Annotated in this window: 21 protein-coding genes; 7 read left to right on the forward strand and 14 right to left on the reverse strand. The window is 70.4% G+C overall.

Translation table 11 applies throughout. The features are described from left to right. Positions 1 to 35: 35 nt before the first annotated feature. The 4 genes from AB0L53_RS20065 to AB0L53_RS20080 all read right to left on the reverse strand — a co-directional run bounded on the left by AB0L53_RS20065 (position 36) and on the right by AB0L53_RS20080 (position 6,001). Positions 36 to 2,108, reverse strand: a complete 2,073-nt coding sequence (locus AB0L53_RS20065) for an EAL domain-containing protein (RefSeq protein ID WP_357950155.1) — start codon at positions 2,106 to 2,108, stop codon at positions 36 to 38. 196 nt (positions 2,109 to 2,304) lie between these two features. Continuing rightward, complete coding sequence (gene ligA, locus AB0L53_RS20070) at positions 2,305 to 4,491, reverse strand: NAD-dependent DNA ligase LigA (RefSeq protein ID WP_363996248.1); 2,187 nt, start codon at positions 4,489 to 4,491, stop codon at positions 2,305 to 2,307. A gap of 83 nt (positions 4,492 to 4,574) precedes the next feature. After that, the gene (locus AB0L53_RS20075; RefSeq protein ID WP_363995663.1) at positions 4,575 to 4,994 is read right to left on the reverse strand and encodes a hypothetical protein; all 420 of its coding nucleotides are present in this window, start codon (positions 4,992 to 4,994) and stop codon (positions 4,575 to 4,577) included. Positions 4,995 to 5,008: 14 nt separating this feature from the next. Then, the gene (locus AB0L53_RS20080) at positions 5,009 to 6,001 is read right to left on the reverse strand and encodes a methionine synthase (protein ID WP_363995666.1); all 993 of its coding nucleotides are present in this window, start codon (positions 5,999 to 6,001) and stop codon (positions 5,009 to 5,011) included. A gap of 24 nt (positions 6,002 to 6,025) precedes the next feature. Here AB0L53_RS20080 and AB0L53_RS20085 point away from each other — a divergent pair, with 24 nt between their 5' ends. Continuing rightward, positions 6,026 to 6,658 (forward strand): MBL fold metallo-hydrolase, encoded by a 633-nt coding sequence (locus AB0L53_RS20085; protein WP_363995669.1) that lies wholly within the window; start codon positions 6,026 to 6,028, stop codon positions 6,656 to 6,658. Between the two features lie 2 nt (positions 6,659 to 6,660). On the opposite strand, the gene mnmA is transcribed toward AB0L53_RS20085, so the two are convergent. Further along, complete coding sequence (mnmA, locus tag AB0L53_RS20090; RefSeq protein WP_363995672.1) at positions 6,661 to 7,722, reverse strand: tRNA 2-thiouridine(34) synthase MnmA; 1,062 nt, start codon at positions 7,720 to 7,722, stop codon at positions 6,661 to 6,663. A 79-nt stretch (positions 7,723 to 7,801) separates the two neighbouring features. Here mnmA and AB0L53_RS20095 point away from each other — a divergent pair, with 79 nt between their 5' ends. Further along, entirely contained in the window at positions 7,802 to 8,854 is a 1,053-nt protein-coding gene (locus tag AB0L53_RS20095; RefSeq protein ID WP_363995675.1) for a DUF695 domain-containing protein, read from the forward strand. An 11-nt stretch (positions 8,855 to 8,865) separates the two neighbouring features. On the opposite strand, the gene AB0L53_RS20100 is transcribed toward AB0L53_RS20095, so the two are convergent. Further along, positions 8,866 to 10,029 (reverse strand): cysteine desulfurase family protein, encoded by a 1,164-nt coding sequence (locus AB0L53_RS20100; protein WP_363995678.1) that lies wholly within the window; start codon positions 10,027 to 10,029, stop codon positions 8,866 to 8,868. A gap of 53 nt (positions 10,030 to 10,082) precedes the next feature. Between AB0L53_RS20100 and AB0L53_RS20105 the strand changes: the two genes are divergently transcribed. The 4 genes from AB0L53_RS20105 (at position 10,083) to AB0L53_RS20120 (ending at position 13,083) form a co-directional block, all read left to right on the forward strand. After that, entirely contained in the window at positions 10,083 to 10,589 is a 507-nt protein-coding gene (locus AB0L53_RS20105) for a TetR/AcrR family transcriptional regulator (protein ID WP_358429048.1), read from the forward strand. A 102-nt stretch (positions 10,590 to 10,691) separates the two neighbouring features. Next, entirely contained in the window at positions 10,692 to 11,882 is a 1,191-nt protein-coding gene (locus AB0L53_RS20110; protein ID WP_363995681.1) for an MFS transporter, read from the forward strand. Between the two features lie 77 nt (positions 11,883 to 11,959). Then, complete coding sequence (locus AB0L53_RS20115) at positions 11,960 to 12,634, forward strand: rhomboid family intramembrane serine protease (protein ID WP_363995684.1); 675 nt, start codon at positions 11,960 to 11,962, stop codon at positions 12,632 to 12,634. Beyond that, the gene (locus AB0L53_RS20120) at positions 12,631 to 13,083 is read left to right on the forward strand and encodes an HIT family protein (RefSeq protein WP_363995687.1); all 453 of its coding nucleotides are present in this window, start codon (positions 12,631 to 12,633) and stop codon (positions 13,081 to 13,083) included. Before AB0L53_RS20115 ends, AB0L53_RS20120 begins: the two co-directional genes overlap by 4 nt. 264 nt (positions 13,084 to 13,347) lie before the next feature. Here AB0L53_RS20120 and AB0L53_RS20125 read toward each other — a convergent pair whose 3' ends face one another. Further along, positions 13,348 to 14,328 carry a hypothetical protein gene (locus tag AB0L53_RS20125; RefSeq protein ID WP_358429056.1) on the reverse strand — a complete coding sequence of 327 codons (981 nt, stop codon included), beginning with the start codon at positions 14,326 to 14,328 and terminating at the stop codon, positions 13,348 to 13,350. A 340-nt stretch (positions 14,329 to 14,668) separates the two neighbouring features. On the opposite strand from AB0L53_RS20125, the gene AB0L53_RS20130 reads away from it, so the two are divergent. After that, positions 14,669 to 15,031, forward strand: a complete 363-nt coding sequence (locus tag AB0L53_RS20130; protein WP_358429343.1) for an AAA family ATPase — start codon at positions 14,669 to 14,671, stop codon at positions 15,029 to 15,031. Positions 15,032 to 15,154: 123 nt separating this feature from the next. Here the strand turns inward: AB0L53_RS20130 and AB0L53_RS20135 are convergent, their stop codons facing one another. The 7 genes from AB0L53_RS20135 to AB0L53_RS20165 all read right to left on the reverse strand — a co-directional run bounded on the left by AB0L53_RS20135 (position 15,155) and on the right by AB0L53_RS20165 (position 24,530). Beyond that, positions 15,155 to 16,108 carry an electron transfer flavoprotein subunit alpha/FixB family protein gene (locus AB0L53_RS20135; RefSeq protein WP_363995691.1) on the reverse strand — a complete coding sequence of 318 codons (954 nt, stop codon included), beginning with the start codon at positions 16,106 to 16,108 and terminating at the stop codon, positions 15,155 to 15,157. A gap of 20 nt (positions 16,109 to 16,128) precedes the next feature. Further along, entirely contained in the window at positions 16,129 to 16,908 is a 780-nt protein-coding gene (locus AB0L53_RS20140) for an electron transfer flavoprotein subunit beta/FixA family protein (RefSeq protein WP_363995693.1), read from the reverse strand. A 200-nt stretch (positions 16,909 to 17,108) separates the two neighbouring features. Then, entirely contained in the window at positions 17,109 to 18,326 is a 1,218-nt protein-coding gene (locus AB0L53_RS20145; RefSeq protein WP_363995696.1) for a serine/threonine-protein kinase, read from the reverse strand. Between the two features lie 34 nt (positions 18,327 to 18,360). After that, complete coding sequence (locus tag AB0L53_RS20150; RefSeq protein ID WP_363995699.1) at positions 18,361 to 20,160, reverse strand: serine/threonine-protein kinase; 1,800 nt, start codon at positions 20,158 to 20,160, stop codon at positions 18,361 to 18,363. A 16-nt stretch (positions 20,161 to 20,176) separates the two neighbouring features. Then, positions 20,177 to 22,243, reverse strand: coding sequence for a protein kinase (locus AB0L53_RS20155; RefSeq protein ID WP_363995702.1), 2,067 nt, complete (start codon positions 22,241 to 22,243; stop codon positions 20,177 to 20,179). A gap of 164 nt (positions 22,244 to 22,407) precedes the next feature. After that, positions 22,408 to 22,920 carry a YbaK/EbsC family protein gene (locus tag AB0L53_RS20160; RefSeq protein ID WP_358539287.1) on the reverse strand — a complete coding sequence of 171 codons (513 nt, stop codon included), beginning with the start codon at positions 22,918 to 22,920 and terminating at the stop codon, positions 22,408 to 22,410. Positions 22,921 to 22,979: 59 nt separating this feature from the next. After that, complete coding sequence (locus AB0L53_RS20165; RefSeq protein WP_363995705.1) at positions 22,980 to 24,530, reverse strand: FAD-dependent oxidoreductase; 1,551 nt, start codon at positions 24,528 to 24,530, stop codon at positions 22,980 to 22,982. Positions 24,531 to 24,533 lie beyond the last annotated feature (3 nt).

A 24,533-nucleotide genomic window follows, 5' to 3' on the forward strand; every position in this document is an offset into this window, starting at 1 on the left:
TCGCCCGCGACAGCTGCGGCGCGCCGTACCTGGCGTCACGCGGTCTGGGTGACCCCGGAGCGGTAGCCGTACTCGATCTCCGGCTGGGTCTCGATGTGTTCGCGCAGCCAGACCGTGGCCTCGGCGGGCGGCATGGGCTTGTGGAACAGCCAGCCCTGGCCCATGTCGCAGCCCATCTCGGTGAGCCGGATGGCCACGTCGTCGGATTCGACGCCCTCGGCGACCGAGCTCAGGCCGAGCGAGCGGACCAGGTCGACGATGGAGCGCACGATCCGGTAGTCGTCGTCGGACTCGGCGATGCGCCGTACGAACGACGCGTCGATCTTGACCTCCGACACCGCCAGCCGCTGCAGCCTGATCAGCGAGGAGTAGCCGGTGCCGAAGTCGTCGAGGGACAGCGGCACGCCGAGCACGGCCAGCGCCTTGATCGTCTCGTGCGTGTAGGCCTGGTCGCCCATCAGGATGCGCTCGGTGACCTCCAGCTGGATCGCCGACGGCGGCAGCCGAAGCTTGGCCAGCCCCGCCTCCAGCTGCTCGGGCAGGGCCGAGTCGAGCAGGTCGCGGGCGGAGATGTTGACCGAGACCTGCACCCGCAGGCCGCTGTGCCACCAGCGGGCGGCCTGTTCCAGGGCCGCCTCGATGACGTATTCGGTGAGCTGGCGCATGAGGTAGGACTGCTCGGCCAGCGGGATGAACTCCGACGGCGGGATCTGGCCATGCACCGGGTGGTGCCAGCGCAGCAGGGCCTCCATGCCGTGTACGGCACCGGTGGCCATGCCGACCTTGGGCTGGTAGTGCAACCTGAGCTCGCGGTTGTCCACGGCACGCCGCAGGTCGCCGAGGAGGTTGAGCCGTTCGGGCGAGTTGCGGTCCTTGTCGGGCTGGTAGAGCTCCACGCCGGTGCGTCCCTCTTTGGCGAGGTACATGGCCACGTCGGCGCGCTGGAGCAGCAGCTCGAAGTCGGGGGCGTGGTCGGGGTAGAGCGCGATGCCGACCGAGCCGTCCAGGTCGAACGACATGCCCTCCAGGCGTACCGGCTCGGTGAGCGCCGCGCGCAGCCGGGCGGCCACCTCGCGGGCCGCGTGGGCGTCCCTGATCGAGGGCAGGAGTACGGCGAACTCGTCACCGCCCAGCCTGGCCACGACGTCGCCGGGGCGTACGGAATGGGTGAGCCGGTGGGCGACCATCTGCAGCAGCCGGTCACCGACCGGGTGGCCCATCGTGTCGTTGACCTCTTTGAACCGGTCGAGGTCGAGCAGGAACAGGCCGACCCGCTCGTCCTGGCGGGCCTCGGCGAGCGCCTCCTCGGTGCTCACGATCAGCATCTTGCGGTTGGGCAGGCCGGTCAGCTCGTCGTGCATGGCCTGGTGGTCGCGGCGCATCGACAGGGTGGCGGTGAAGTAGACCGCCGCCAGGGGCGCCACGAACAGCGGTACGAGAGTGGGCGAATGGGTCATCACGACGACGACCAGGGGCGCCAGGCCGAGCAGCGCGGCGTACACGAGGCTCTGCGGGCCGAGACTGGCCTTCAGTACGCGGGTGATCGACCGGCGCTCGTGCAGCGCCACCGCGCCGCTCACCAGCGCGGCCCTGACGGTGAAGTAGGCGATGCCGGCCAGGAAGATCGCCAGCAGGTCGGCGCCCCTGGGCACCCACGGCGCGGCCGGGCTCGGCACGATGCCGAACAGGCCGAGCACGACGGCGGCGGAGGTCAGCGCGAGCGTCGACTGGGCGATGTTGAACATCACCCGATGCCACGCCTTGCGGGTGACGATGCCGTTCATGACCACGGCCACCGCCTGCATCAGCACCGCCACGGGCAGGCCGAAGTGCAGGAGCACGGCGAAGGTGAACATGGTGGAGGGGTACGTGCCGCCGACGGCGGTCGCCGAGGACACCATGACGGGCCTGAGCTCGCCCAGCACCACGAGCGCGGTCAGCACCCAGAACAAGGGCGTACGGGCGAGCTCCGCCAGGCCGGCCGGGTCGAGTCTGAGCATGGCCACGGCCAGCGCGGTGGAGCCGATCACGGTGATGCCAACGAGGAACGCCCACAGAGGCGTCCCGGCGCGTGGCCCTGTGTCGCGGGTGTCGGTTGGGTCAGCCATCAGTAACAGAACCCCCATTAGGTCACTATGGGAGGGTACGACCTTCACCCCACTTCGCGAAACCAACCGCGTACGTTCCGTCACTTATCCTTCGGACATATACCCCGAAATCACTCTTAGTATACTCGCCATCAACAGCGCGTATATGATCTACGGCTGGGAAGTGACAGCCACTACGGCTGGGGGGTAGCGGCCACTACGGCTGGGGAGTGACGGCCACCCGCGAAGCCGCCTCCGGCCCATCGGCGAGAAGCACCCCGAAGCCTTCGCCGTCGAGGATCGGCACGCCCAGGCTGACCGCCTTGTCGTACTTGGACCCGGCGTTGTCGCCCGCCACCAGGAACGAGGTCTTCTTCGATACCGAGCTCGCGACCTTGCCGCCCCGATCGCTGAGCGCCTCGGCGGCGGAGTCGCGGGTGAAGCCCGGCAGCGTGCCCGTCACCACGAAGGTCAGTCCCTCGAGTGTCTGCGGCCCCTTCTCGGGAGCGGGCTCGTCCTCCATGCGGACGCCCGCGGCCCGCCAGCGGGTGATGATCTCGCGATGCCAGTCGACCTCGAACCAGGCGCGGATCGTGGCGGCCACCCGCGGCCCGATGCCCTTGACGGCCGCCAGCTCCTCCTCCGAGGCCGCCATGACGGCGTCGATCGAGCGCAGGGCGACGGCCAGGTCGCGGGCCGTGGGCGGCCCGACATGGCGGATCGACAGCGCGACCAGGACATTGGCCAGCGGCGCCTGCTTGGCCCGCGCCAACTCCTCGATGAGCTTGTGGGCGTTCTGGCTGGGCTCGCCGTTGATGTTGGAGAAGAACGAGACGACCTTCTGCTCGCCCGTCTTCGGATCGACCTTGGGCAGGCGGCTGTCCTTGTCGCGGACCACGGACCTGATCGGGATCAGCTGCTCCAGCGTCAGGTCGAACAGATCGGCCTCGGTGCGCACGACCGGTTCCTGCGGCGGCAGCGGCTGGCTGAGGGCGGTCGCCGCGACGTAGCCGAGCCCGTCGATGTCGAACGCCTCGCGCCGGGCCGCGAAGAACAGCCGCTCGCGGATCTGCCCGGGGCAGCCGCGGGCGTTGGGGCAGCGCAGGTCGGCGTCGCCCTCCTGCTCGTAGGCCAGCTCCGTGCCGCACTCGGGGCAGTGGGTCGGCATGACGAACGGGCGCTCGGACCCGTCACGCAGTTCGGTGACCGGGCTGAGGATCTCGGGGATGACGTCGCCCGCCTTGCGCAGCACGACGGTGTCGCCGATGAGCACGCCCTTGGCGGCCACCACCGCGGCGTTGTGCAGCGTGGCGCGCTCCACCGTGGAACCGGCGACGCTGATCGGCTCCATCACACCGAACGGCGTGACGCGGCCTGTACGGCCGACGCTCGCCTGAATGTCGAGCAGCTTGGTATTGACCTCTTCTGGCGGGTATTTGAAGGCGATCGCCCAGCGCGGCGCCCGCGAGGTGGAGCCGAGCTCGCGCTGGGTACGGAAGTCGTCGACCTTGACCACGACGCCGTCGATCTCGTAGGGCGGGTCGTGGCGGTGCACCCGGTAGTGCTCGATGAAGGCGTCGACCTCGGCGGGGCCGCCGACCACCTGGTAGAGGTCGCTGACCGGCAGACCGAACTCCCGCAGCCGCTCGTAGACCTCCGACTGCGCCTTGGGCTCGGCCGCGCCCTCCCAGACGCCGACACCGTGCACGATCATGCGTAGCGGACGCTGAGCGGTGATCCGCGGATCCTTCTGGCGTAGCGAGCCGGCCGAGGCGTTGCGCGGGTTGGCGAAGGGGGCGACCCCCTGCGCGACCAGCTGCTCGTTGAGCCGCCCGAACTCCGCGACCGGCATGTAGACCTCGCCCCGGACCTCGATCAGGCTGGGGACGTCGGCTCCCTTGAGCCGGTGGGGCACGCCCTCGATGGTGCGGACGTTGGGCGTCACGTCGTCGCCCGTCCGGCCGTCACCCCTGGTCGCGCCACGCTCCAGCCGCCCGTCGCGGTAGACCAGCGCGATGGCCAGCCCGTCGATCTTGAGCTCGCAGAGGTACGGTCCTGGCTCGCCCTCGGCCAGCCGCTCGGCCCGCGCCTGCCAGGCGGCCATCCCGGCCGGGTCGAAGGCGTTGTCGAGGCTCTCCATCGGCGCCAGGTGGTCGACCTTGGCGAAGTCGCCGGCCACCGGCGCGCCGACCTTCTGCGTCGGCGAGTCGGGCGTCTGAAGACCCGGATGCGCCGCCTCCAGCGCGAGCAGTTCGTTGAACCACTCATCGAACTGAGCGTCGCTGACCGTGGGCCGGTCGAGCACGTAATAGCGATAGCGGGCTTCCTCGACCAGCTCGCTCACCTCGGCGTGCCGCTCACGCGCGGCCACGGGCACGCCATCGACGCTTGGCTCGCTCACCAGGGTCTCCTTCCGTCCAACACCCTAGGCAAACGCTATCGCCGAGCGCCGACAACGGGCACCTTCCACAACGCCCGAGGCGGAGGTCAGCCGCCCTGGGCCCAGACGCCGTCCCACCCCGAGCACTTGCCGGTGACCTTCACGGCCGTGCCGCGGCAGACCCGGCCCTCGATCGAGAGCATGTAACCGGTCGGGAAGGAGAACTTCAGCGGCTTGGTCCCCGAGCAATTGCGGAACGTCTTGGCGCCCCTGCCGCCGTCATCCTTGACCCACCGGAACTTCAGCCACGAGCACCCGCTCCGCCCGGGGAAGTCGTAGAGCTTGCCGCTCACCACGAACCCCGGCCGGTCGAGGACGACCTTGCCCTTGGCCTTGCCCGCCTTGTCTGCGGAGTAGATGGAGCCCCAGTTCCAGATCTCCGGGTTGGCGGCCGCCGCGGCCGGAGCGGCGATCGACGCGGAGGCGATCAGGAGCGTGACGCCGACCGCCACGGTGCGAAAAATCATGAAAGCGAGGCTACTCACCCGGCTTGCAGCCCGCTTGCCGGATCGTCGCGCAGCACCTGGGCCCCCTTGCGGCAGGCGGCCAGGGCGGCCCGCGCGTAGCGGGGAGAGGCTCCGGCGAGCCCGCAGGCCGGGGTCAGCACGACCTGCCCGGCCAGCTTGTCGGGCGGGAACCCGAGCCGCCGCCACAGATCCACCGCCGGCCTGGCGACGACGCCGGTATCGGGCAACCGGGTGTCGGTCCCCGGCACCACCCCGAGGAACAGCAGCAGCCCCGCCTCCAGCGCCTCTCCCACCGCGTCGTCGTCCCTGCGGCTGAGCAGGGAGGCGTCCACCGAGACGCCGCGGACGCCGGCCGTACGGAGGAGGCGGAGCGGCACCGACGGCGCGCAGCAGTGCACGATCGGGTCGCCGAACAGGCGCATCGACTCCGCCACCCGCGAGCCCTCCACGGCCGCCAGCCGCCCGAAGCCCGAGGCGGTCGGCACGGTGCCCGCGAGCACGCCGGGCAGGCCGGGCTCGTCGAGTTGCAGGACGATCTCGGTGACGCCGGGCAGCCGCCGCCGCACCTCCGCGACGTGGTCGGCGACGCCCTGAGCGAGCGAGGCGGTCAGGTCGCGTACGGCTCCGGCGTCGGCGAGCATCTTGTCGCCGTACTTGAGCTCGATGGCGCCCGCCAGCGTCCACGGCCCGCAGACCTGCAGCTTAAGCGGCCCCGCGTAGTCGTGTCCGACCTCCTCCAGGCCGTCGAGATCGCGTCTGAGATGGTCGACCGCCCGATGGTGGTCGCGTCCGGGCCGGTCGGACAGCCGCCAGCCCGACGGCTGCACCTCCACCGGCAGGTCCACGAGCAGCGCCGCCGTCCGCCCCACCAGGTCGGCACCCACGCCGCGGCCCGGCAACTCAGGCAGGTATGGCAGGCCGGGCAACTCACCGAAAACCACTCGGAGGGCCTCGAAATGATCCTCACCCGGATGCGACCCAACCCCGGTGGCTTCGAACATCGACATGGGGCCAAGCGTAGGCTCTCGAACATGAAGCTGACCAAATACGGCCACGCGTGCGTACGGCTGGAGAAGGACGGCAACGTCCTCGTTGTCGACCCTGGCGCCTTCACCGAGGGCCCCGTCCTCGATGGCGCCGACGCGGTGCTCATCACCCACGAGCACATGGACCACGTCGACGTCGAGCGGCTCAAGGCCGCCTCTTCCGACCTGGAGATCTGGACCTGCGAGGCGGTCGCCGCCCTGTTGACGGAGGTTCCGGGGAAGGTGCAGGTCGTACGGCATGGCGACGACTTCACCGCGGCGGGGTTCGACGTGAAGGTGTTCGGCGAGTGGCATGCCAAGAACCACCCCGACGTGCCGATCGCGCAGAATGTCGGCTTCATGCTCGACGACGAGATCTTCTACCCCGGTGACGCGCTGACCGTGCCGGGCGTCGAGGTGCCCACCCTCCTGGTGCCGACGAACGCCCCTTGGCTGAAGCTCCTGGAGACGGTCGACTACCTGCGGACGATCCGTCCGGCCAGGGCGTTCTCCACGCATGACGGGCTGCTCAACGACATCGGCCTCAGCCTGGTCGACAACTACCTGAAGCTGGAGTCCGACAAGCAGCACGCCGACATGCGGCGGCTCAAGGTCGGCGAGTCGGTCGACCTTCCCTGAGATCAGCCAGCTGAGGCGATGGTGGCCGAGCCGATCACGGTCTCGCCCGAATAGAGCACCGCCGCCTGCCCCGCCGCGACCCCTGTGGCGGGGCGGTCGAGCGTGATGCGCAGCCCGTCGCCGGCCTCCTCGAAGTGGCACCCGTAGACCTCGCCATGGGCCCGCAGCTGCACCCTCAGCTCGCCCGGCGCGGCCGTCGGCCCGTTCCAGACCGGCCGGGCGCAGGTGATCGAGGTGACCTCCAGCGCCGAACGCGGCCCCACCGTGACCGTGTTGGACACGGGCTCGATCGACAGCACGTAGCGCGGCCTGCCGTCGGCGGCGGGCCGGTCGATGCGCAGGCCCTTGCGCTGGCCGATCGTGAAGCCGTGGGCGCCGTGGTGGTTGCCGACGACCTCGCCCTCCTGGTCGACGATCGGCCCTTCGGCCGAGCCGAGCCGCTTGGCCAGGAAGCCGCGGGTGTCGCCGTCGGCGATGAAGCAGATGTCGTGGCTGTCGGGCTTGTCGGCGACCGTCAGGCCGCGCCTGGCGGCCTCCTCGCGTACCTCGGCCTTGGTCGAGTCGCCCAGCGGGAAGATCGCGTGGCCGAGCTGCTCGCGGGTGAGCACGCCCAGCACGTAGGACTGGTCCTTGCCCTGGTCGGCGCTCCTCGACAGCACGCCGTCGACCAGCCTGGCGTGGTGGCCGGTGGCGACCGCGTCGAAGCCCAGCGCGAGCGCCCGGTCGAGCACCGCCGAGAACTTGATCTTCTCGTTGCACCGCAGGCACGGGTTGGGCGTGCGGCCCGCCGCGTATTCGGCCACGAAGTCCTCAACCACGTCGCGCTGGAAGCGCTCGGCCATGTCCCAGATGTAGAACGGGATGCCGATCACGTCGGCCGCGCGCCGCGCGTCGCGGGAGTCCTCGACCGTACAGCAGCCCCTGGCCCCCGTACGGTGGGATTGGGGGTTGGCCGACAAGGCCAGATGCACACCAGTGACGTCGTGACCGGCCTCGGCGATCCGGGCGGCGGCCACGGCGGAGTCGACGCCGCCCGACATGGCGGCAAGCACACGCAATCCCATGACCATTCCAGCGTACTGTCCCGCCAAGCGTGCTCGGCCATCTGCACAACCGGGCTCCGCGTCTGGGAGTATTCAGGCCATGCGACTGTTCGGGCGCAAGGACGACGACGAAGAGCCCATCGAGCCGAGTGACGGCATCGCGCCGTTCTGGGCGTGGTGGGAGGAGACCAGGCCGCAGCTCGACTCGCTGGTGGCCTCCGGTGACGCCGAGCTGCTGTGGGAGACGATCGCCCCGGCCGTGGCCGCGGTGCATCCCGGCCTGGTCTGGGAGGTGGCTCCCGGCAGGAACGCGGCGCACGCGCTGGTCGTGACCGCCGCCGGCGACGCCGAGCTGCGCTCGCTGGCGCACCGCCTGGTCAAGGGGGCGCCGCCCGCCGACCTGCTGTGGGAGTTCCATCCGTCGCGCCAGGTCAACCCGCAGGCGCTGGAGCTCACGATCGACGTGGGCGGCTTCGAGTTCGCCTTCGACAAGCTGATGCTGGGGTTGCGGGTGCCGCCCAACTCGCCGCGCGTGGACGTGGCCGCCTACCACCCGATCTTCGGCCAGCTCGACGAGGACACCCGGCTGGAGACCACGCTGCTGGCCCTCGACTGGCTGCTCGGCGAGGACGACGTGGCCCGCTGGGTGGGCGAGATCACTCCGGCGACGTTCCAGCCGATCGACTCGGTCGCCGCCGTACACCTGCCCGCCGTGGTGGCCGACCTGGCCTCCGGCTACGAACAGGAGCAGTGGGCGCTGCTGGAGGGCCAGACGGCGGCCGGCGCGCCGCTGGTCGCCACCGCCCGCTATCCGCTGCGGCCGGTCGACTATCCGCTCTTCGACCAGCACATCGCGATCACGCTCCCGTACGCGCACCGCGACGAGAACGGGCTGCCCGTCGGGGAGTCGCTGACGGCGCTGCGCGACTTCGAGGAACGGCTGGCGGCGCGGCTGCTCAAGCTCCACGACGACGCCGTGCTGGTGGCGCACCTGAGCGCGGAGAGCCACCGGGTCATCCACATCTACGCCGACCCGACCGGCGACGCGGCGATCCACGCCAAGGAGCTGATCGTGGGCTGGGAGGAAGGCGAGCCACGGGTCGACGTGGCCACCGACCCCGCGTGGAGCGCGGTGGTGGCCTTCATCAACTAGCCCTTCATCAACTAGCTCAGGCCGGCGCGGCGGGCGCGTTCGACCGCCGCCGGGAGCACCTCGATCAGCCGGTCGACGTCGTCGTGGGTCGAGGTGTGGCCGAGGGAGAACCTGAGCGAGCCCCTGGCCGCCGCCGAGTCGGCGCCCATCGCCAGGAGTACGTGGGAGGGCTGGGCCACCCCGGCCGAGCAGGCGGACCCGGTCGAGCACTCCACGCCCTTGGCGTCGAGCAGCATGAGCAGGGCGTCGCCTTCGCAGCCGGGGAAGGAGAAATGGGCGTTTCCCGGTAGCCGGTCCGTCGGGTCGCCGTTGAGCAGCACGTCGGGGACCGCCTGCCGTACGCGCTGGATGAGCTCGTCCCGCAGCGCGGTCAGGCGGCGGCTCAGCGACTCCTGTTCGTTGACCGCGACCCGGATGGCGGTGGCGAGGCCGGCGATGGCGGGCGCGTCGAGCGTGCCTGAGCGTACGTCCCGCTCCTGGCCACCGCCGTGCATGACCGAGACCGGAGTCATTCCGCGCGCCAGCAGCAGCGCGCCGACGCCCATCGGGCCGCCGACCTTGTGGCCCGTCACCGTCAGCGCGTCGGCGCCGGAGTCGGCGAACGACACCGGCAGCTGCCCGACCGCCTGCACGGCGTCGGTGTGGAAGGGGATGCCGCTGTCGTGGGCGATGGCGGCCAGCACGTGCACCGGCTGGACCGTGCCCACCTCGTTGTTGGCCCACATGACGCTGATCATGGCGACGTCGTCGGGGTCGCGGGCGATGGCGGCGCGCAGCGTGTCGGGATGCACCCGGCCGAGCTCGTCGACCTCCAGCAGCTCGACGAGCGCGCCCTGGCTGTCGGCCAGCCAGTGGGCCGGATCGAGGGTGGCGTGGTGCTCGACCGAGCTGACCAGCACCCGCTTCCTCGGCCGGCGCGCCCAGTAGAGGCCCTTGACGGCGAGGTTGTCGGCCTCGGTGCCGCCGGAGGTGAACACCACTTCGCTCGGCCTGGCGCCCAGCGTGTCGGCGATGGTCTCGCGCGACTCCTCGACCACTCTGCGCACTCGGCGGCCGGTCGCGTGCAGCGAGGACGCGTTGCCGACCAGGCGGAGTTGCTCCTTCATGGCCTCGATCGCCTCGGGAAGCATGGGCGTGGTCGCCGCGTGATCAAGGTAGGCCGACGGTCTGCTCACCAGGAAATCGTATCCCCTTTGCCACTGTACCGTCCGGACGGTACAGTAGAGGCATGAGAAGGGACGAGCTACTGGACGCGGCAGAGGATCTCCTCTGCGACCAGGGCTCGACCGCGCTGACCCTGTCCGCGGTGGCCGATCGGGCCGGCGTGAGCAAGGGCGGCCTCCTCTATCACTTCTCCTCCAAGGAAGCCCTGATCAAGGGCATGGTGGAGCGGCTGATCGACGACTTCGACGAGCTGATGGCCGCCCAGGGCGACCCCACCTACACCGAGCGCTACCTCGCGGCGACGCTTGAGGCCGTGCGCTCCAACCGGCTGCGACGATGGGCCGTGGTCACGGGGGCGTCGGGCAACCTGTTCCTGCTCGCGCCGATCCGCGAGGCCATGGCCCGCTGGCACCGCGAGGGGCTGGACGACGAGCCCGACCGGGTGGCGTCCCAGATCGTCCGGCTGGCGTGCGAGGGACTGTGGGACGTGGCGAGCCACGATCCCGACCTCCACGCCGAGAGCGACCTGCGCGCCCTGGAGGCTCGCTGTCGCGCCCTCCTCAAACCCTAACTTCCCCCCTTCCACCACCCCTTCTTCGCCGCCCGCGCTCGCACTATGAGCTCCGGGCCGCGCCGCATGCCAGTTAATGAGTGATTTGCGAGGTATGTACCAATGATCCGCGACTTGAGGATCGCCCGTTTCGGGGCGGTTCTTACTTTCGTCCTGGCCGGGCTCCTGGTGGGCACGATGACCGTGCGCATCCCGGCGTTGACCGACAAGCTCGGCCTGTCCGAGTCGGCGGTCGGCCTGATCCTGCTGGCGTGGGGTGTGGGCGCGCTGATCACCATGCAGTCCATGCGCCGGGTGATGAGCCGGGCGGGCAGCAAGACCGTCCTGCGGATCGGCGGCCCGCTGACGGCGCTCGGCCTGGTGGGCGTGGCCTTCGCGCCGAACCTCCCGCTGCTGCTGGCCGCGGCCGCGTTCTTCGGCATGGCGTTCGGCATGGTGGACATCGCGATGAACGCCCAGGGCTCCACGGTCGAGCGGGCCTATGGGCGCCCGCTGCTGAACGGCATGCACGCGGGCTGGTGCGTGGGCGCGATCTCGGCGGGCGCTCTGGGCAGCCTGTCGATCGCCCTGGGACTGTCGTTCACCGCGAACGTGGCGCTGGTCGGCCTGGTCTCGTTGCCGGTGACGGTCCTGCTGGGCCGTACGTACCTGCCCGAGGCCCCGGCCGAGTCGACCGCCGCCAAGGCCGGCCGCCGCCTGCCCCCGATCGTCTACCTGCTCGGCGCTCTGATGTTCTTCGCGTTCATGGTGGAGGGCACGGTCGCCGACTGGAACGGGCTGTTCATGCGCGACACCCTCGGCGCGCCGGAGGCGCTGGCCGCGCTCGGCTACCCGGTCTTCGAGGTGGGCATGCTGGTCGCCCGGCTCACCGGCGACCGGCTGCGGACCCGGTTCGGGGTACGCGGCATCATGACGGCCTCCGGCGTGGCCACGGCGGGGTTCTTCACCGTCGTCCTGGCCGCGCCCGCGCCGCTGGTGGCGGTGCTGGCGATGTTCTTCGTCGGCCTCGGCGTGGCGACGATCTCGCCGATGACGCTCTCGCTGGCCGGAACCGCCACCGACACCCCCGGTCCGGCGATCGCCCAGGCGGGGGCCATGGGCTACGCGGGACTGCTGCTCGGCCCGGTGGTGATCGGCTTCCTGACGGACGCCACGTCGCTACGCGTGGCGCTCGGGATCGCGGTGGTGCTGGGCGTGGCCATCGCGGTGGCGGCCCGCTTCCTGCCGCGCGAGGAGCCCGCGGCGGTCACTGCCGGTCCGGCCGTCAGGGAGCCCGAACTCGCCACCGTCTGACCCCGTGACATTTGTCCTGGTTCAGTGGCTTACATTCTGCACTGCCCCGATCCGCAGAGCAGTGCGAGTCTGAACCCATGGTCAAACCGTTCGCCACCGCCTCGGTCTTCGTCGTGACCGCCGTGCCGAGTGTCCTCCAGTTCTTCCTCCCCCGCCTGGAGCCCGCACTCATGCGCGACCCGGCGGCCATCCGTGCCGGGGAATGGTGGCGGCTGGCGACCTCCCTGGTCGTCCAGGACAGCGGGGTGTTCGGCACACTGTTCAACCTGGGGTTCCTGGCGGTGCTCGGCTACCTCGCCGAGCGCTCGCTCGGGCCCGCCCGCTGGCTCATCCTGTACGCCGCGGGCGCCGTGGCCGGGCAGGCGGCCGGATACCTGTTCAACGACCCGGGAGCCGGGAACTCGATCGCCCTGTGCGGCCTGGCGGCGGGTCTGGCTCTCGCCTGCGAGGGGTCGCTGGAGCGCTCCGTGGGCGCCTTCTACGCGGTGATGCTGGGCGCGTCCGCCCTCGCGCCCTCCGGCGGCATCTGGAGCTGGGTGGTGACGATCGCTCTCACCGCGGCCGGGTTCCAGCTGGTGGTCCGCCACGAGCGGCTGCCCCGGTGGGTCTTCCCCGTCGCCCTCGTGGCCGTCGGCGTCATGCTCGCCGCCCTCGCCGACCTCCACGGCGTGGCCCTGCTGGGTGGCATGATCGCGGCATGGGCGCTGAGAGGAATGTCCCGTTCGACATACCGGCCTACGTCGCTCGCGTGAGGAGCGGGCCGTGCTTCATCTGCGCGATCGTGGCCGGTGACCCGGCGTACGACCTGGAGGAGATCGTCTACGAGGACGAGCGCCACCTGGCGTTCCTGGCCCGCTACCCGACGATGCCCGGCTATGTACTGGTGTGCCCGAAGGCCCACGTCGAGCACGCGGTCCGCGATCTCGACGAGGACGACTACCTCGATCTCATGCGGGTCCTGCGGCGGGTGGCGCTGGCCGTCGAGGCGGTGGTGCCGTCCGAACGCACGTACCTGCTCACGCTCGGCAGCCGGCAGGGCAACGCGCACCTGCACTGGCACGTGGCCCCGCTGCCACCCGGCACCCCCTACGAGGAGCAGCAGTATTACGCGCTCATGTCGGAGAACGGGCTGATCCCCTGGTCGTCCGGCCAGGCCCGGGAGCTCGCGGAGCGGATCCGGGCGGCGCTCGCCGAGGCGTGAGCTGGAAGTTCGCGGGCGTGTAAACAGACAACCACGTGCTCCTGGCCGCCGAGTTGCGTAGACAACACCTCAGTTACCAGGAGCCCGCTCCTGTCCGCAGGCGCATCACTCGAAGATGCCCTCGACCAGGGTGTCCCTTCCAGGTGAAGTTGGCGGAAGGGGCACGTGCTGACCTGTGGCACGGCACCCTGGCCTGGACGGTTTCGAGGGAAGTTGTTCAGGTCTTTCTGTCACTGATGGGGTCGAACGTCCGGATTAGTTGGATCAGCCTACCGGGGCCGAGAGGCTCTGCGTGCTCGTCACGGAGCGCCTCACTGCGTACAGGTAGGAGATCATGGCGCCGCCGGCGAGCGTGGCGAGCAAGGGGACGTGCCAGACAGGCCGGATCTCGGCCGCCACTCCCGGATACGGCCCGATCGGCCCGAGCGGGCCCGCAGTTGCGAGAACCGTCAGCCCCAGCATGTTGCACGGGGTCACCATGCCCGCCAGCACCCGCACCCGCACGCTGCCGCGCCGGGCCGCCACGCCCATGGCGGCCATCGCCGTACTCACGACCGCCATGGCGATCGCGACGGCCGCGAGCATACTCCACGCGTCCCGCACCAGGCCCTCCGGCATGCCGCCCCAGGCCACTTCGTCCGGTGTCGCGGGACGTGCCGTGACCGAGGTGAACCAGATATCGAACGAGCACACCGCGAGGTAGACGGCATACCAGACCGGCTGCAGGAACAGTAAGCGGGCCACGCGCGGCGAGGGTGTCACTTTCAGGCCGCGGGCCAGCCGCAGCACGCCCCAGACCTGTGCGATCGCCGCCGCCACCAGAACCGCGGTGAGCGCGGGAGGACTCCAGCCGAGATTGAACGCCTCGCGGTCGACCTGACGGCCTGTGTAGGCATCGGGTTCGAGATAGATCAGGGTGTTCGCCGGGCTGACGTAGCCCACGATAAACAGGCCGAGCAGGTAGGGCGGCGTCAGCAGGCCCGCCACGAGCAGCACGCGGGCGGTGGGCCGGGCCGCGGCCAGGCGCCAGAAAGCGACCCCGGCTAGCGTGAAGAACACGCAGGCGAACGCGATAGGTCCCGCCACGATCTCCGTGACGATGTCCAGGAACGCGGTGTCGTCCTCGCCTGGGAGGAACGTGGTCGGGACAGTGACGAACCGCGTCTGCGCGTAGCCGATCAGGTAGATGGCGACGACAGCGGCTCCGAAGACTGGAGCGAGCCTGAGCAACCTGTTTCCCGCCATCGCTCCATGATCGGCCACCGCGCGTGAAGCCGCCATAAAGGGCGGCAGGGACCAGGAGCCGAAGGCGGAATCCGACATCTCGCGCTGAACACTGACACGAGCACCGACAACAACACGCAGACACCGACAGCTTCATCTGCAACCGGCACAGGGCGTCAACGTCAAGCGAACATCTCTGCCGGATATTCTCACGGGAGAGGCGTCCGCCCAGATCGCGAGCGAGCTGGGAACGGCGTTCGGGACGCGCGATGTGTGCCGTCCGGACCCGTGTAGCCCGGAGCGGCGCGGGTTCTTCTTCCGCGCAGAAACGCTCTTCAACCTGGGGCAGAACGTGTCCGGCATGCACGGCTTCTGGGAGGACGACCTCACGGAGCAATCCCATGGCGAGGGCTTCTTCACGGTTCTCGAACGCATGGTGTCAGGGCCAGGGCTTTACCTGATGGACGAGCCCGAAGCGGCGCTGTCGTTCCACTCGTGTGTGCGCCTGATCGGCCTCATGAACCGCGTCGCTCGCGAGGACGGGCAAATCGTCTGCGCCACCCATTCACCGCTTCTCACCAGTCTGCCCGGTGCCCAGATCATCGAACTGGGCGGGCACGGCATCCGCACCACCGAATGGGAGAACCTTCGACTGGTCGATGACTGGCGACGTTTCCTCGCCAAGCCGGACTTCTACCTGAGGTACGCCCTGGATGAGGACTGACAGGTCAAGAAGGGTGCGACCACCGGTACTTCATGAGGTCGGGAGCGGCCTTCCGGGTCCTGCTCCCCGTCATCGACCAGTGACCGGGGACGGCCGCGATGGCGGTGCCGTCCCCGGTACGCGCTACTTGCGCTTGGTGACCTCTTCGGTGAGCTGCGGCACCACCTGGTGCAGGTCGCCCACGACGCCGTAGTCGGCGAGCTCGAAGATCGGCGCCTCCGGGTCCTTGTTGATCGCGACGATGGTCTTCGCGGTCTGCATCCCGGCCCGGTGCTGGATCGCGCCGGAGATGCCGGCCGCGATGTACAGCTGCGGCGACACCGTCTTGCCCGTCTGGCCCACCTGGAACTGGTGGGGGTACCAGCCCGCGTCCGTGGCGGCGCGCGAGGCGCCCACGGCCGCGCCCAGGGCGTCGGCCAGGCCCTCGATGACCGAGAAGTTCTCGGCCGAGCCGACACCACGACCGCCGGAGACCACGATCGCGGCCTCGGTCAGCTCGGGGCGCGCGCCCTTCTCCTGCTTCACGCGCTCCAGGACACGGGCGGCCTTGGCGGACTCGGACAGCGTGACCGACACCTGCTCCTCGGTGCCCGCGCCCGCGGCGGCCTCGGGGGCCGTCGAGTTGGGGCGTACGGCGACGATCGGCGTGCCCTTGCGCACCTTCGAGCGGACGTTGACGCCGCCACCGAAGATGGACTGGTCGGCCACGAAGCCCTCGCCGAGACCCACGGCGTCGGTGATGACGCCCGAGTCGGTCTTGACCGCGAGCCGGCCGGCGACCTCCTTGCCCTCGGTCGTGGCGGCCACCAGCACGGCGGCGGGCGACTTGTCGGCCACCAGCTGGGCGAGCAGCTCGGCCTTGGGGGCGACGACGTAGTCGACGATCTCGTCGGCTCCGGCGACGTAGATCTTCTCGGCACCGTATTCGGCGAGCCTGGCCTTGGCCGCGTCGGTGATGCCGGGTCCGGCCCAGACGGCGGCCGGTGCGCCGAGCGAGCGGGCCAGGGTCAGCAGTTCGAGTGTGACCTTCTTGACCTCGCCGTCGACGTGCTCGACGAGAACGAGAATCTCCGACATATCAGCTGTCTCTCCCGTGCTCAGATGAACTTCTTGGACGCGAGGAAGTCGGCGGCCTTCGAGCCTCCGTCGCCCTCGTCCTTGACGATCGTGCCGGCCGCGCGCGGCGGGGCCGCGGCGAACTCGACGACCTCGGACCAGGCCGCGTCCAGGCCGACCTGGTCGGCCGCGATCTCCGCGTCGGCGATGGCCAGTGTCTCCACCGGCTTCTTCTTGGCGGCCATGATGCCCTTGAAGGACGGGTAGCGCGGGTCGTTGATCTTCTCCACCACGGACACGACGGCGGGCAACCGGGCCGCGACCTTGTCGAACCCGTAGTCGGTGATCCGCTGGATCACGATCTCGGAGCCCTCGATGTCGACCTTCTTGGCGAGGGTGAGCTGGGGTGCGCCCAGGCGCTCGGCCAGCATCGCGGCCAGCACGCCCGTACGCGCGTCGGTGGACTCCGAGCCCAGGATGACCAGGTCGAAACCGATCTTCTTGAGCACCTGCGCCATCGCATAGGAGGTCGACAGGGCGTCGGAGCCGTGCAGCGCGTCATCCGTCAGGTGGACGGCCTTGTCCGCGCCCATGGCCAGGGCCTTGCGGATGGTCTCGGTGGCCCGGCCCGGTCCCATGGTGAGAACGGTCACCTCACCGCCGTGGGCTTCCTTGAGCTTCAGGGCCTCCTCGACCGCATACTCGTCAAGCTCGTTCACCACGCCGTCGACGGCGTCACGGTCGAGCGTCTTGTCATCGGACCGGAGCTTGCGCTCGGTCGCCGTGTCGGGGACCTGCTTCACGCAGACGACGATGTTCATGGCCGGTGGCCGACCTCCCGTGTTCGCGTGCGCCGACGCTCGGCGCCTGATGCTTGCTGACAGACTGCCAGGTGTCCCATGGGGGCCGTGACAGCGGGTGCTCTCGCGGCCATGTTACCCATGAGTAGCTTAGGCGCAAGCAAGCAAGGCTTACGACAAAGCACCCACCACCCTACCGAACTTTATTCCGTTACCTGAGTTCAGGCCGACATCAGGAACACGACCCCGACCACCAGCGCCGTACCGGCGAACAGTGCGAGCGTGAACGTACTGAAGACCGCGCTCAGCCCCAGGCAGAGCCCCGCGGCGCCGAGCATCCCGGCGAAATCGAAGATGATCCGGCTCATCCGGAAGCGGCCGCGCCTGAACAGCGCCACCCCTGCGTCGGCCACCGCCACCAGCGCGTACGCGGCCAGCAGGAACAGCGTCACCTCCGGCAGCGGCTCCCGCGCGGCGGCGGCCAGCAGGGCCACGAACAGCCCGGAGCCGATCAGCCAGCGCCTGCGTACCTTCTCTCGATGCCTGGCCCTGGACTCCTCGACCGACGGACGGCCCCGCTCCTGGCCCGGCCGCCACTCCCGGGTCTCCAGGTCGTGCGCCTCACCGGGCCGGGGGCGCAGGGCCGTGGCGGGCGGGCGGATGGCGTAATGGACGGCCTCAACGCCGAGCCTGGCGCAGATCTGCGCGGCCGTCGGCCGCGCGAGCGGGTCGGTGGCCAGGCACTCGCGCAGCAGCGGGCTCAGCCAGTCTGGGACCCCCTCCAGGTCGGCGTCGTGGTGCACGACGCGGTAGGCGACCGCCGAGGCCGGTCCCTGCCCGTACGGCTGCCGTCCCGTGGCCGCGTAGGCCAGCGTGGCCCCGAACGAGAACACATCGGCCGGCATCCCCGACTCCTTGCCCTCCAGCACCTCGGGCGCCAGGTAGCCGGGCGTGCCCACCACGGCCCCCGAGGCCGTCACCGAGAGGGAGTCGAGCGCGCTGGCGATGCCGAAGTCGATGACCACCGGCTCGCCTTCGGCCATCATCACGTTGGCCGGCTTCAGATCCCGGTGCACGACGCCCGCCTCGTGCATGGCCAGCAACGCGTCGGCGAGTCCGGCGGCCAGCTGCCGGAGCTCGGCCACCGGCGTGGGGACCGCGCTGAGCGGCCTGCCCTGGATGTAACGGGTCACCAGATAGGGCTTGGCGACGTCGAGCGAGGCGTCGAGCACCTCGGCCACGTGCGGCCCGCCCACTAACCGCATCGTCTCCACCTCGCGCGCCAGCCGGGTCAGCGCGCCGCTGCCGGCCGTCACGTGCGGGTGCAGGACCTTGACCGCGACCGTACGACCCTCGGGGTCGAGCGCCAGGTGCACCTCACCGAACCCGCCCGCCCCGAGCCGGGAGAGTAACTGATAGGGGCCCAGCCGCTCGCTCATACCCCTTTTCTCCCCCCGGAGCGGGCCAAGACACTTACGACCAGGGTGACAGGAACCCCATCCCCACGCCGTCGAGCAGATCGTTGATCAGGCCGGTGATCAAGCCCATCGTGCTGCGCCGCGCGTCGCTGGTCAGCTCGTTGATCACGGTCTCCGGAGCCCGCCAGGGCGCCCACGTCGGGGCCTGACCCATCGCGAACATCACCGCGAACATCGCGGCCGTACCGACGATCAGGGCAGCGACCAGGGCCGCGCCGGGAGTGCGCAGGATGCCGGTGAGCGAGCGCGTGACCGCCTTGCGCGGCGCGCCGCCGCCCGGCAGCACGAACAGCCCGGCCGTGAAGGCGCCCGCGCCGTACGCGGCGGCGGCGTTGACGCTCATCCCGCCGCCCCAGCGCAGCACGCCCCAGACACAGACGCCGAACATCAGCGCCAGAGGCACGTGGACCAGCGTCACGAGCGCGGCCTTGACCAGCGCCCACGGCGTGCCGACCAGGACGAGCAGCGGATCGGCCGCGCTGCTCCCCCGCACCTGCCTGCGCTTGACCATGTCGCCGAAGAGGTATTCGCCCACCCGCAGCACCAACGCCAGCGCGACGGCCACCGCGCTCACCGCGACGGGCAGCACGACGGCCAGCGCGGTCAGCGTGACCAGCAGCAGCAGGCCGACGAACTGGCTGCCGACCAGGTAGCGCTTGCGCTCGGCCGGCGGCGTGTACGGGGGCGGCGGCGCGACCGGCCGCTGCTGACCCGCCTGGGTGGCCGGCGAGTAGGCGGGCGGGCGGGTCGGCGGCGCCGGGTAGCCCGCGACCCGCTGGTCGACGCGCGGGGCCGGGTGCCGGTCCGGCATCGGCGCCGGGACGTAGGGCGGCGGCCGCTCCTCGCGCGGCGGCTTCTCCTCGCGCGCGGGCGCGGCCGGGGTGCCGTACGCGACCGGCGGCAGCAGGTCGGAGTAGTTCTCCATGACCCGAGTCCGGTTACCCATCCGCTTGGTGCCGGTCGGCCCGTCGGCGGACGTCTCGTGGAAGGAGGTCACCGACGGGTCCAGCGCCCTGGCCATCCGCAGGAGCTCCTGGGCGCCGGGCCGGGCACTGGGCTCGACCCGCAGCGCGCGGCTCAGCCAGCCGCGCAGCCAGGCGGGCGCCTTGTCGATCTGCGCGCGCCCTTCCATGATGTTGAAGCAGACCGCCTCGAACGTGCCCGTGCCGAACGGCGGCGCGCCCGTCGCGGCGAAGAACACCGTGGAGGCCAGCGCGTGCACGTCGGCCGCCTGGGTGATCTCCGAGTCGCGGATGATCTCGGGCGCCAGGTAGCCGGGCGTGCCGACGAACATCCCCGTCTGGGTCAGCCGGGTGGCGTTGACCAGGTGCGCGATGCCGAAGTCGATGACCAGCGGATCGCCGTTGACCAGCATCACGTTGGACGGCTTGAAGTCGCGGTGGATCACCTCGGCGGCGTGGATGGCCACCAGCGCCTGGCACAGGCCCTGGGCCAGCCTGATGACCTCGCGCGCCTCCAGCGCGCCCTCCGCCAGCACGGTCTCCTCGAGGGTGCGGCCGGGGGCGAAGCGGGTCACGACGTACGGCTGGCCGCCGACGAGCTCGGCGTCGAGCACCTCGGCCACGTGCGGGCTGCGCACCCGGCGCATGGTCTCGACCTCGCGCGTCAGCCGGTCACGGGCCTTCAGGTCGGCCGCGACATGCGGGTGCAGGACCTTGATGGCGACCTCGCGGCCCTCGGTGTCGAGGCCCAGGTGGACCACGCCCATGCCGCCCTCGCCGATCTTCCTGACCAGCCGGTAGGGGCCGAGTCGTTCCGGCGCCTGCGTGCTCATCGCCACCGTCCCGGCGTCATCCCCCTGGGCCCCCGCTCAATCCTTTGAGCTGATCCACCACAGGTCCGACGTTCAGCGGAGCCCATACGGCCCTCCTCGCGTTGTCGAACGAGCTGTAAGCGAGGGTCAGGGAGAGCGCGGCCCCCGCCGCGAGAACTCCCACCATCACCATCGCCGCTGTTCTCGAGGGTACGAGCGATGAGAGGGTTCTGCGCATCTGCCTTCCAGGCCCCTCCACTCCGGGGCCCGCGCAGACGGTCCACAGGGCGATCGCCGCGCCCCAGGCCAAGGCGTTGTAGGGGTTCATCTTGACGAACACGGTGAGCAGCAGCGTCACCGGTAGCCCCAGGATAAGGGCGTAGAAGAACAGCGCGAACGTGATCCCCACCGACTTGGCCAGTTTTTTGGGGAAGGCGAAGACGCGCACCACGTCCAGCGCCGCCGACCCGGTGGACCTGCGCGCGACGAGCTCCGGCTGGGCCAGGTCGGCCGCGCGGAGCAGCACCACGACCGGGATCACCAGCAGGCCCACCAGCACGGGCGCCACCACGGCCACCATGATCAGCAGGATCAGCAGCATCGCGCTCGCCAGGCCGTAGGCCCGGGACCGCTGCAACGCCTGCCCGGGGCGGGCCGCCGGGATGAACGGCTCACGCTTGGTCCGCAGGTCGGGCTGCTGCCCGTAGGCGTCTCTCCTGGTCTGCGCCTCGTGCGGCTGGTAGGGCTGCGCCTGCGGATCAGGCGGGAACTGGCCCTGTACCGGGATGTAGGGCGGTGGCTGGATCGGGTTGCCTCGCCCGTAGTCGGGCGCCTCGGGGCGTACCCGGCGGGTGGGGACGTCGGGCGGGTCGGGGCGTACGCGCCGGGTGGGCACGTCGGCATCGGCCGGCGACGGTGTGTGGTTGTTGCTCTGCTGGTTGTTGCCCTGCCCGGAGACCTGCCACGGCTGCGGGGTGGCCTCGCGCTGCATCTTGCGCAGCTCTTCCGGGGTCACCCTGCGGGTCGGATAGGGGTCGCCCTGCTGCTCGGGGAGCAGCGAGACGTACTGCTGCTCCTGCGGCGGCGGCTGGGGCGGCCGCCCCTGGGGCTGCCAGTTCGGGCCGAGCCCCTGGTGCGGCTGGCCCGGGTGCGGGGGCTGCTGGCCGTCGACGAGCCGGCGCGGCGTCATGGGCGGCGTCGAGATGTCGTACGACGGCTTGTCGGCCAGCGGCTGCGGCGTCGGCAGCTCGAGCGACGGGTTGGAGCGGTCGGACCGCGGCACGGTCGAGATCTCGTCGCGCATGCCGCCCGGCGGCTTGGGCAGCATCCTGGCGGTCTGCTCGGCCAGCTCGGCCGCCTTGGGCCGCTTGGCGGGGTTGCGCTGGAAGGCCGCCTTGAGCAGCGGCTGCAGCTCCTTCGGGGCCGCGCTCACGTCGGCCTTGCCCGCGGTGATGTTGTAGAAGATCATCTCCAGCGTGCCCTTGCCGAAGGGCGGCTGGCCGGTGCCCGCGTACAGCAGCGTGCCCGCCCAGGCGTGGATGTCGACCTCGGGCCCGGCCTCCTGCCCCTCGATGATCTCGGGGGCGAGGTATCCGGGCGTGCCGATGAACATCCCCGTCTGCGTCAGCCTGGTCGCGTCGACCGCCTGGGCGATGCCGAAGTCGATCAGGACCGGCTCGCCGTCGATGATCAGTACGTTGCCCGGCTTGAGGTCGCGGTGGATCACGCCGACCGCGTGCACGGCGGCCAGCGCGGTCGCGACCCCGTGCGCGATCTTGACCAGCGCGGGCAGGCCGAGCGGGCCGTCGTCCTTGACGATCTCGTCGAGTGGCCGCCCGGCGACGTAACGCGTGACGATGTAGGGCCGATGACCCGTCACATCGGCGTCGATCACCTCGGCGATGTATTTGCTGCGCGCGCGGCGCATGGTCTCGACTTCACGCGACAGACGCCGCCTGGCGACCTCGTCGCCGGCGACCTCCGCGCGCAGGACCTTGACCGCCACCTGCCTACCCTGCGGGTCGACAGCGAGGTGGACAACGCCCATCCCACCTTCGCCGAGCCGCCTGAGCAGCCGGTAAGGGCCGAGTCGGTCATCGTTCATGGCATGAAGCACCATACCGGCTTAATCCCCGCCCACGAGATGAACCATGAGGCCACATTCCCACTCGTACAACGTCCCGAAGGGGCCCATCGGTTTCCCATTCAACGGTCTCGAATTGGCTTCAGTTTTGGCTTCAGTTCTTTGGTCGGCTTCAGCCCTTGGCTTCAGCTCGCCAGCGGGAGGATCTCCGCCCCCTTCAACCCAGCGAGCGCGGCCCCGGAGACGGCCAACTTCGATCGCCGAACCCCGCTTCCGATCACTACCCTGTCGTGCTCGGCGACCTTCGTGTCCACCAGGATCGGCCAGTCGGCGGGCAGGCCGAGCGGGGTGATGCCGCCGTATTCCATCCCGGTGAGCTCGACCGCCTCCGCCATCGGGGCGAAGCTCGCCTTGCGCGCGTCGAGATGCCTGCGTACGACGCCGTTGACGTCGACCCGCATCGTGGCGAGCACCATGCACGCCGCGTAGCGCGTCTCGCCGCCGCGCTTGGCCGCGACGACCACGCAGTTGGCCGACTCGTCGAGCGTCACGCCGTAGCGCTCGCAGAACGCCGCCGTATCGGCCAGCTCAGGGTCGATCTCGGCCACCTCGACGCCCGCCAGCCCCTGCACGGCAAGGGCCACCGGCTCGGCCAGCAGGTCGGTCCGGTCGGTCGCGGGCACCCAGTCCAACGTCATCCCGTCTCCTCGATCGCTCTCTCAGGACCTTACGCCGGTCACCTGAGCAGCGCGCGACGTCACGGTGACTGCAGCACCCGTTGGTGCAGTTGGGTGACGGCGCCACGGGCCGACTCCATGGAGCCCGCCTGCCACGCGATCAGATGGGTGAGCCAGTCGCCCGCGAAGTAAACCCTTCCGCTGGGGCGTTGCAGAAGAGTGAAGGACGAATCAAAGGCGGGCCAGCGTACCCAGCCGCCCTGGATGTGTTCCTGGCGGTCCCAGGCTATGGAGACGCTGGAGAGCAGGTCCTTGCCGTACTTGTCGCCGTGGATCTTCCTGCCCTGGGTGAGGGCGCGGCGTCTGCGGTCATCGGGGGTGAGGGCGCCGTAGAGCTCGGCGTTCTGGTCGGTGTTGTAGTAGCCGACGAGCACGCCGCGCTGGGCGTGGAAGCCGGCCGACGGGTACCAGATGTGGGTGATGTCCAGATCGGTCTCGGTCACGCCGCCGTAGATGCGGTCTTCCAGCTCCCACCAGCGCCGACCGTACTCCAGGCCGATCTTGCCGCTGGCGACCGGGATGGGCGTCTTGAGCGCGGCCGTGACGGGGGCGCCGAGGTTGTGCGGGATCTTCGCGAGCAGGTGGGGCGGCAGGGTGGCGATGCAGTAGTCGGCCTTGAGCGAGCCGCCGTCCCAGGTCACCTCGACGCCGTCGGCCAGATTGGTGATCTTGGCGACCTTGACGCCGGTCCTGATCCGGTCCGCGCCGACCGCCTCGGTGAGCTTGACGACGATGGCGTCCATGCCGCCGACCGGCTGCAGCATGGGGGTCGACTGCTCGTAGCCGAAGTCGTTGGTGATGGAACGGCCGGTGCCGGCGGCGAGGACGGCGTGCAGGGTGCCGGGGGCCGCGAGGGGGGCGCCGCCGTCCAGCGCCGGATATTTCACGAAACCCCGGCGGTCGGAGCCTTCGTAGTCGAGCTTGGGCCCCAGATCGCCGAACCTGCGCAGAAACTCCAGCAGTCGTTCCTGATCGTCCTTGCCGACCTTCTTGTCAAGCGCACCAACATTCGTCGCTTTAGCCAGCAGCTCCGCCACATACCCGTACATATCCGCACGCGCGGCCCTTGACCGGATTGTCTGCCCATTGGTGTGGACGAGCGCCTGGCCGTTGGTGTTGATGAACGTCTCGATCGGGATGCCCAGCTCGCGGCAGTAGTCCAGGGTGACCATCCACGGCGCGATCCGCCCCGGGCCCGCGTTGAAGTAGACACCCTCGCCGAACTTCACCTCCTGCGCGGGCCCGTTGAGCTCGGTGAGCCGATCACCGCCGCGCAGCGTGAGGTTCCGGCCACCGGCCCGGTCCTTGGCCTCCAGCAGTGTGCAGTCGTAGCCGGCCTTGCCCAGCTCGTACGCGGCGGTCAGCCCGGCGACCCCCGCCCCGATGATCACCACCTTGGCCGCCGCCTTGCCGCGCAGCGAGAAGTCGCCCTGTTGGGGGGCGGCGAAGTCCTTGTCCTGCTGGGACGGCGCCAGACCCAGCGCGCCCATGGCGGCGTACATCGCTCCCGCACCACCCACCGCCCCGATACCGACGAGTAACCCCCGCCGGGTCAGCGCCGCGCCCTCCATGCC

It is taken from the genome of Nonomuraea sp. NPDC052129 (assembly GCF_040680095.1).
Taxonomy (GTDB): domain Bacteria; phylum Actinomycetota; class Actinomycetes; order Streptosporangiales; family Streptosporangiaceae; genus Nonomuraea.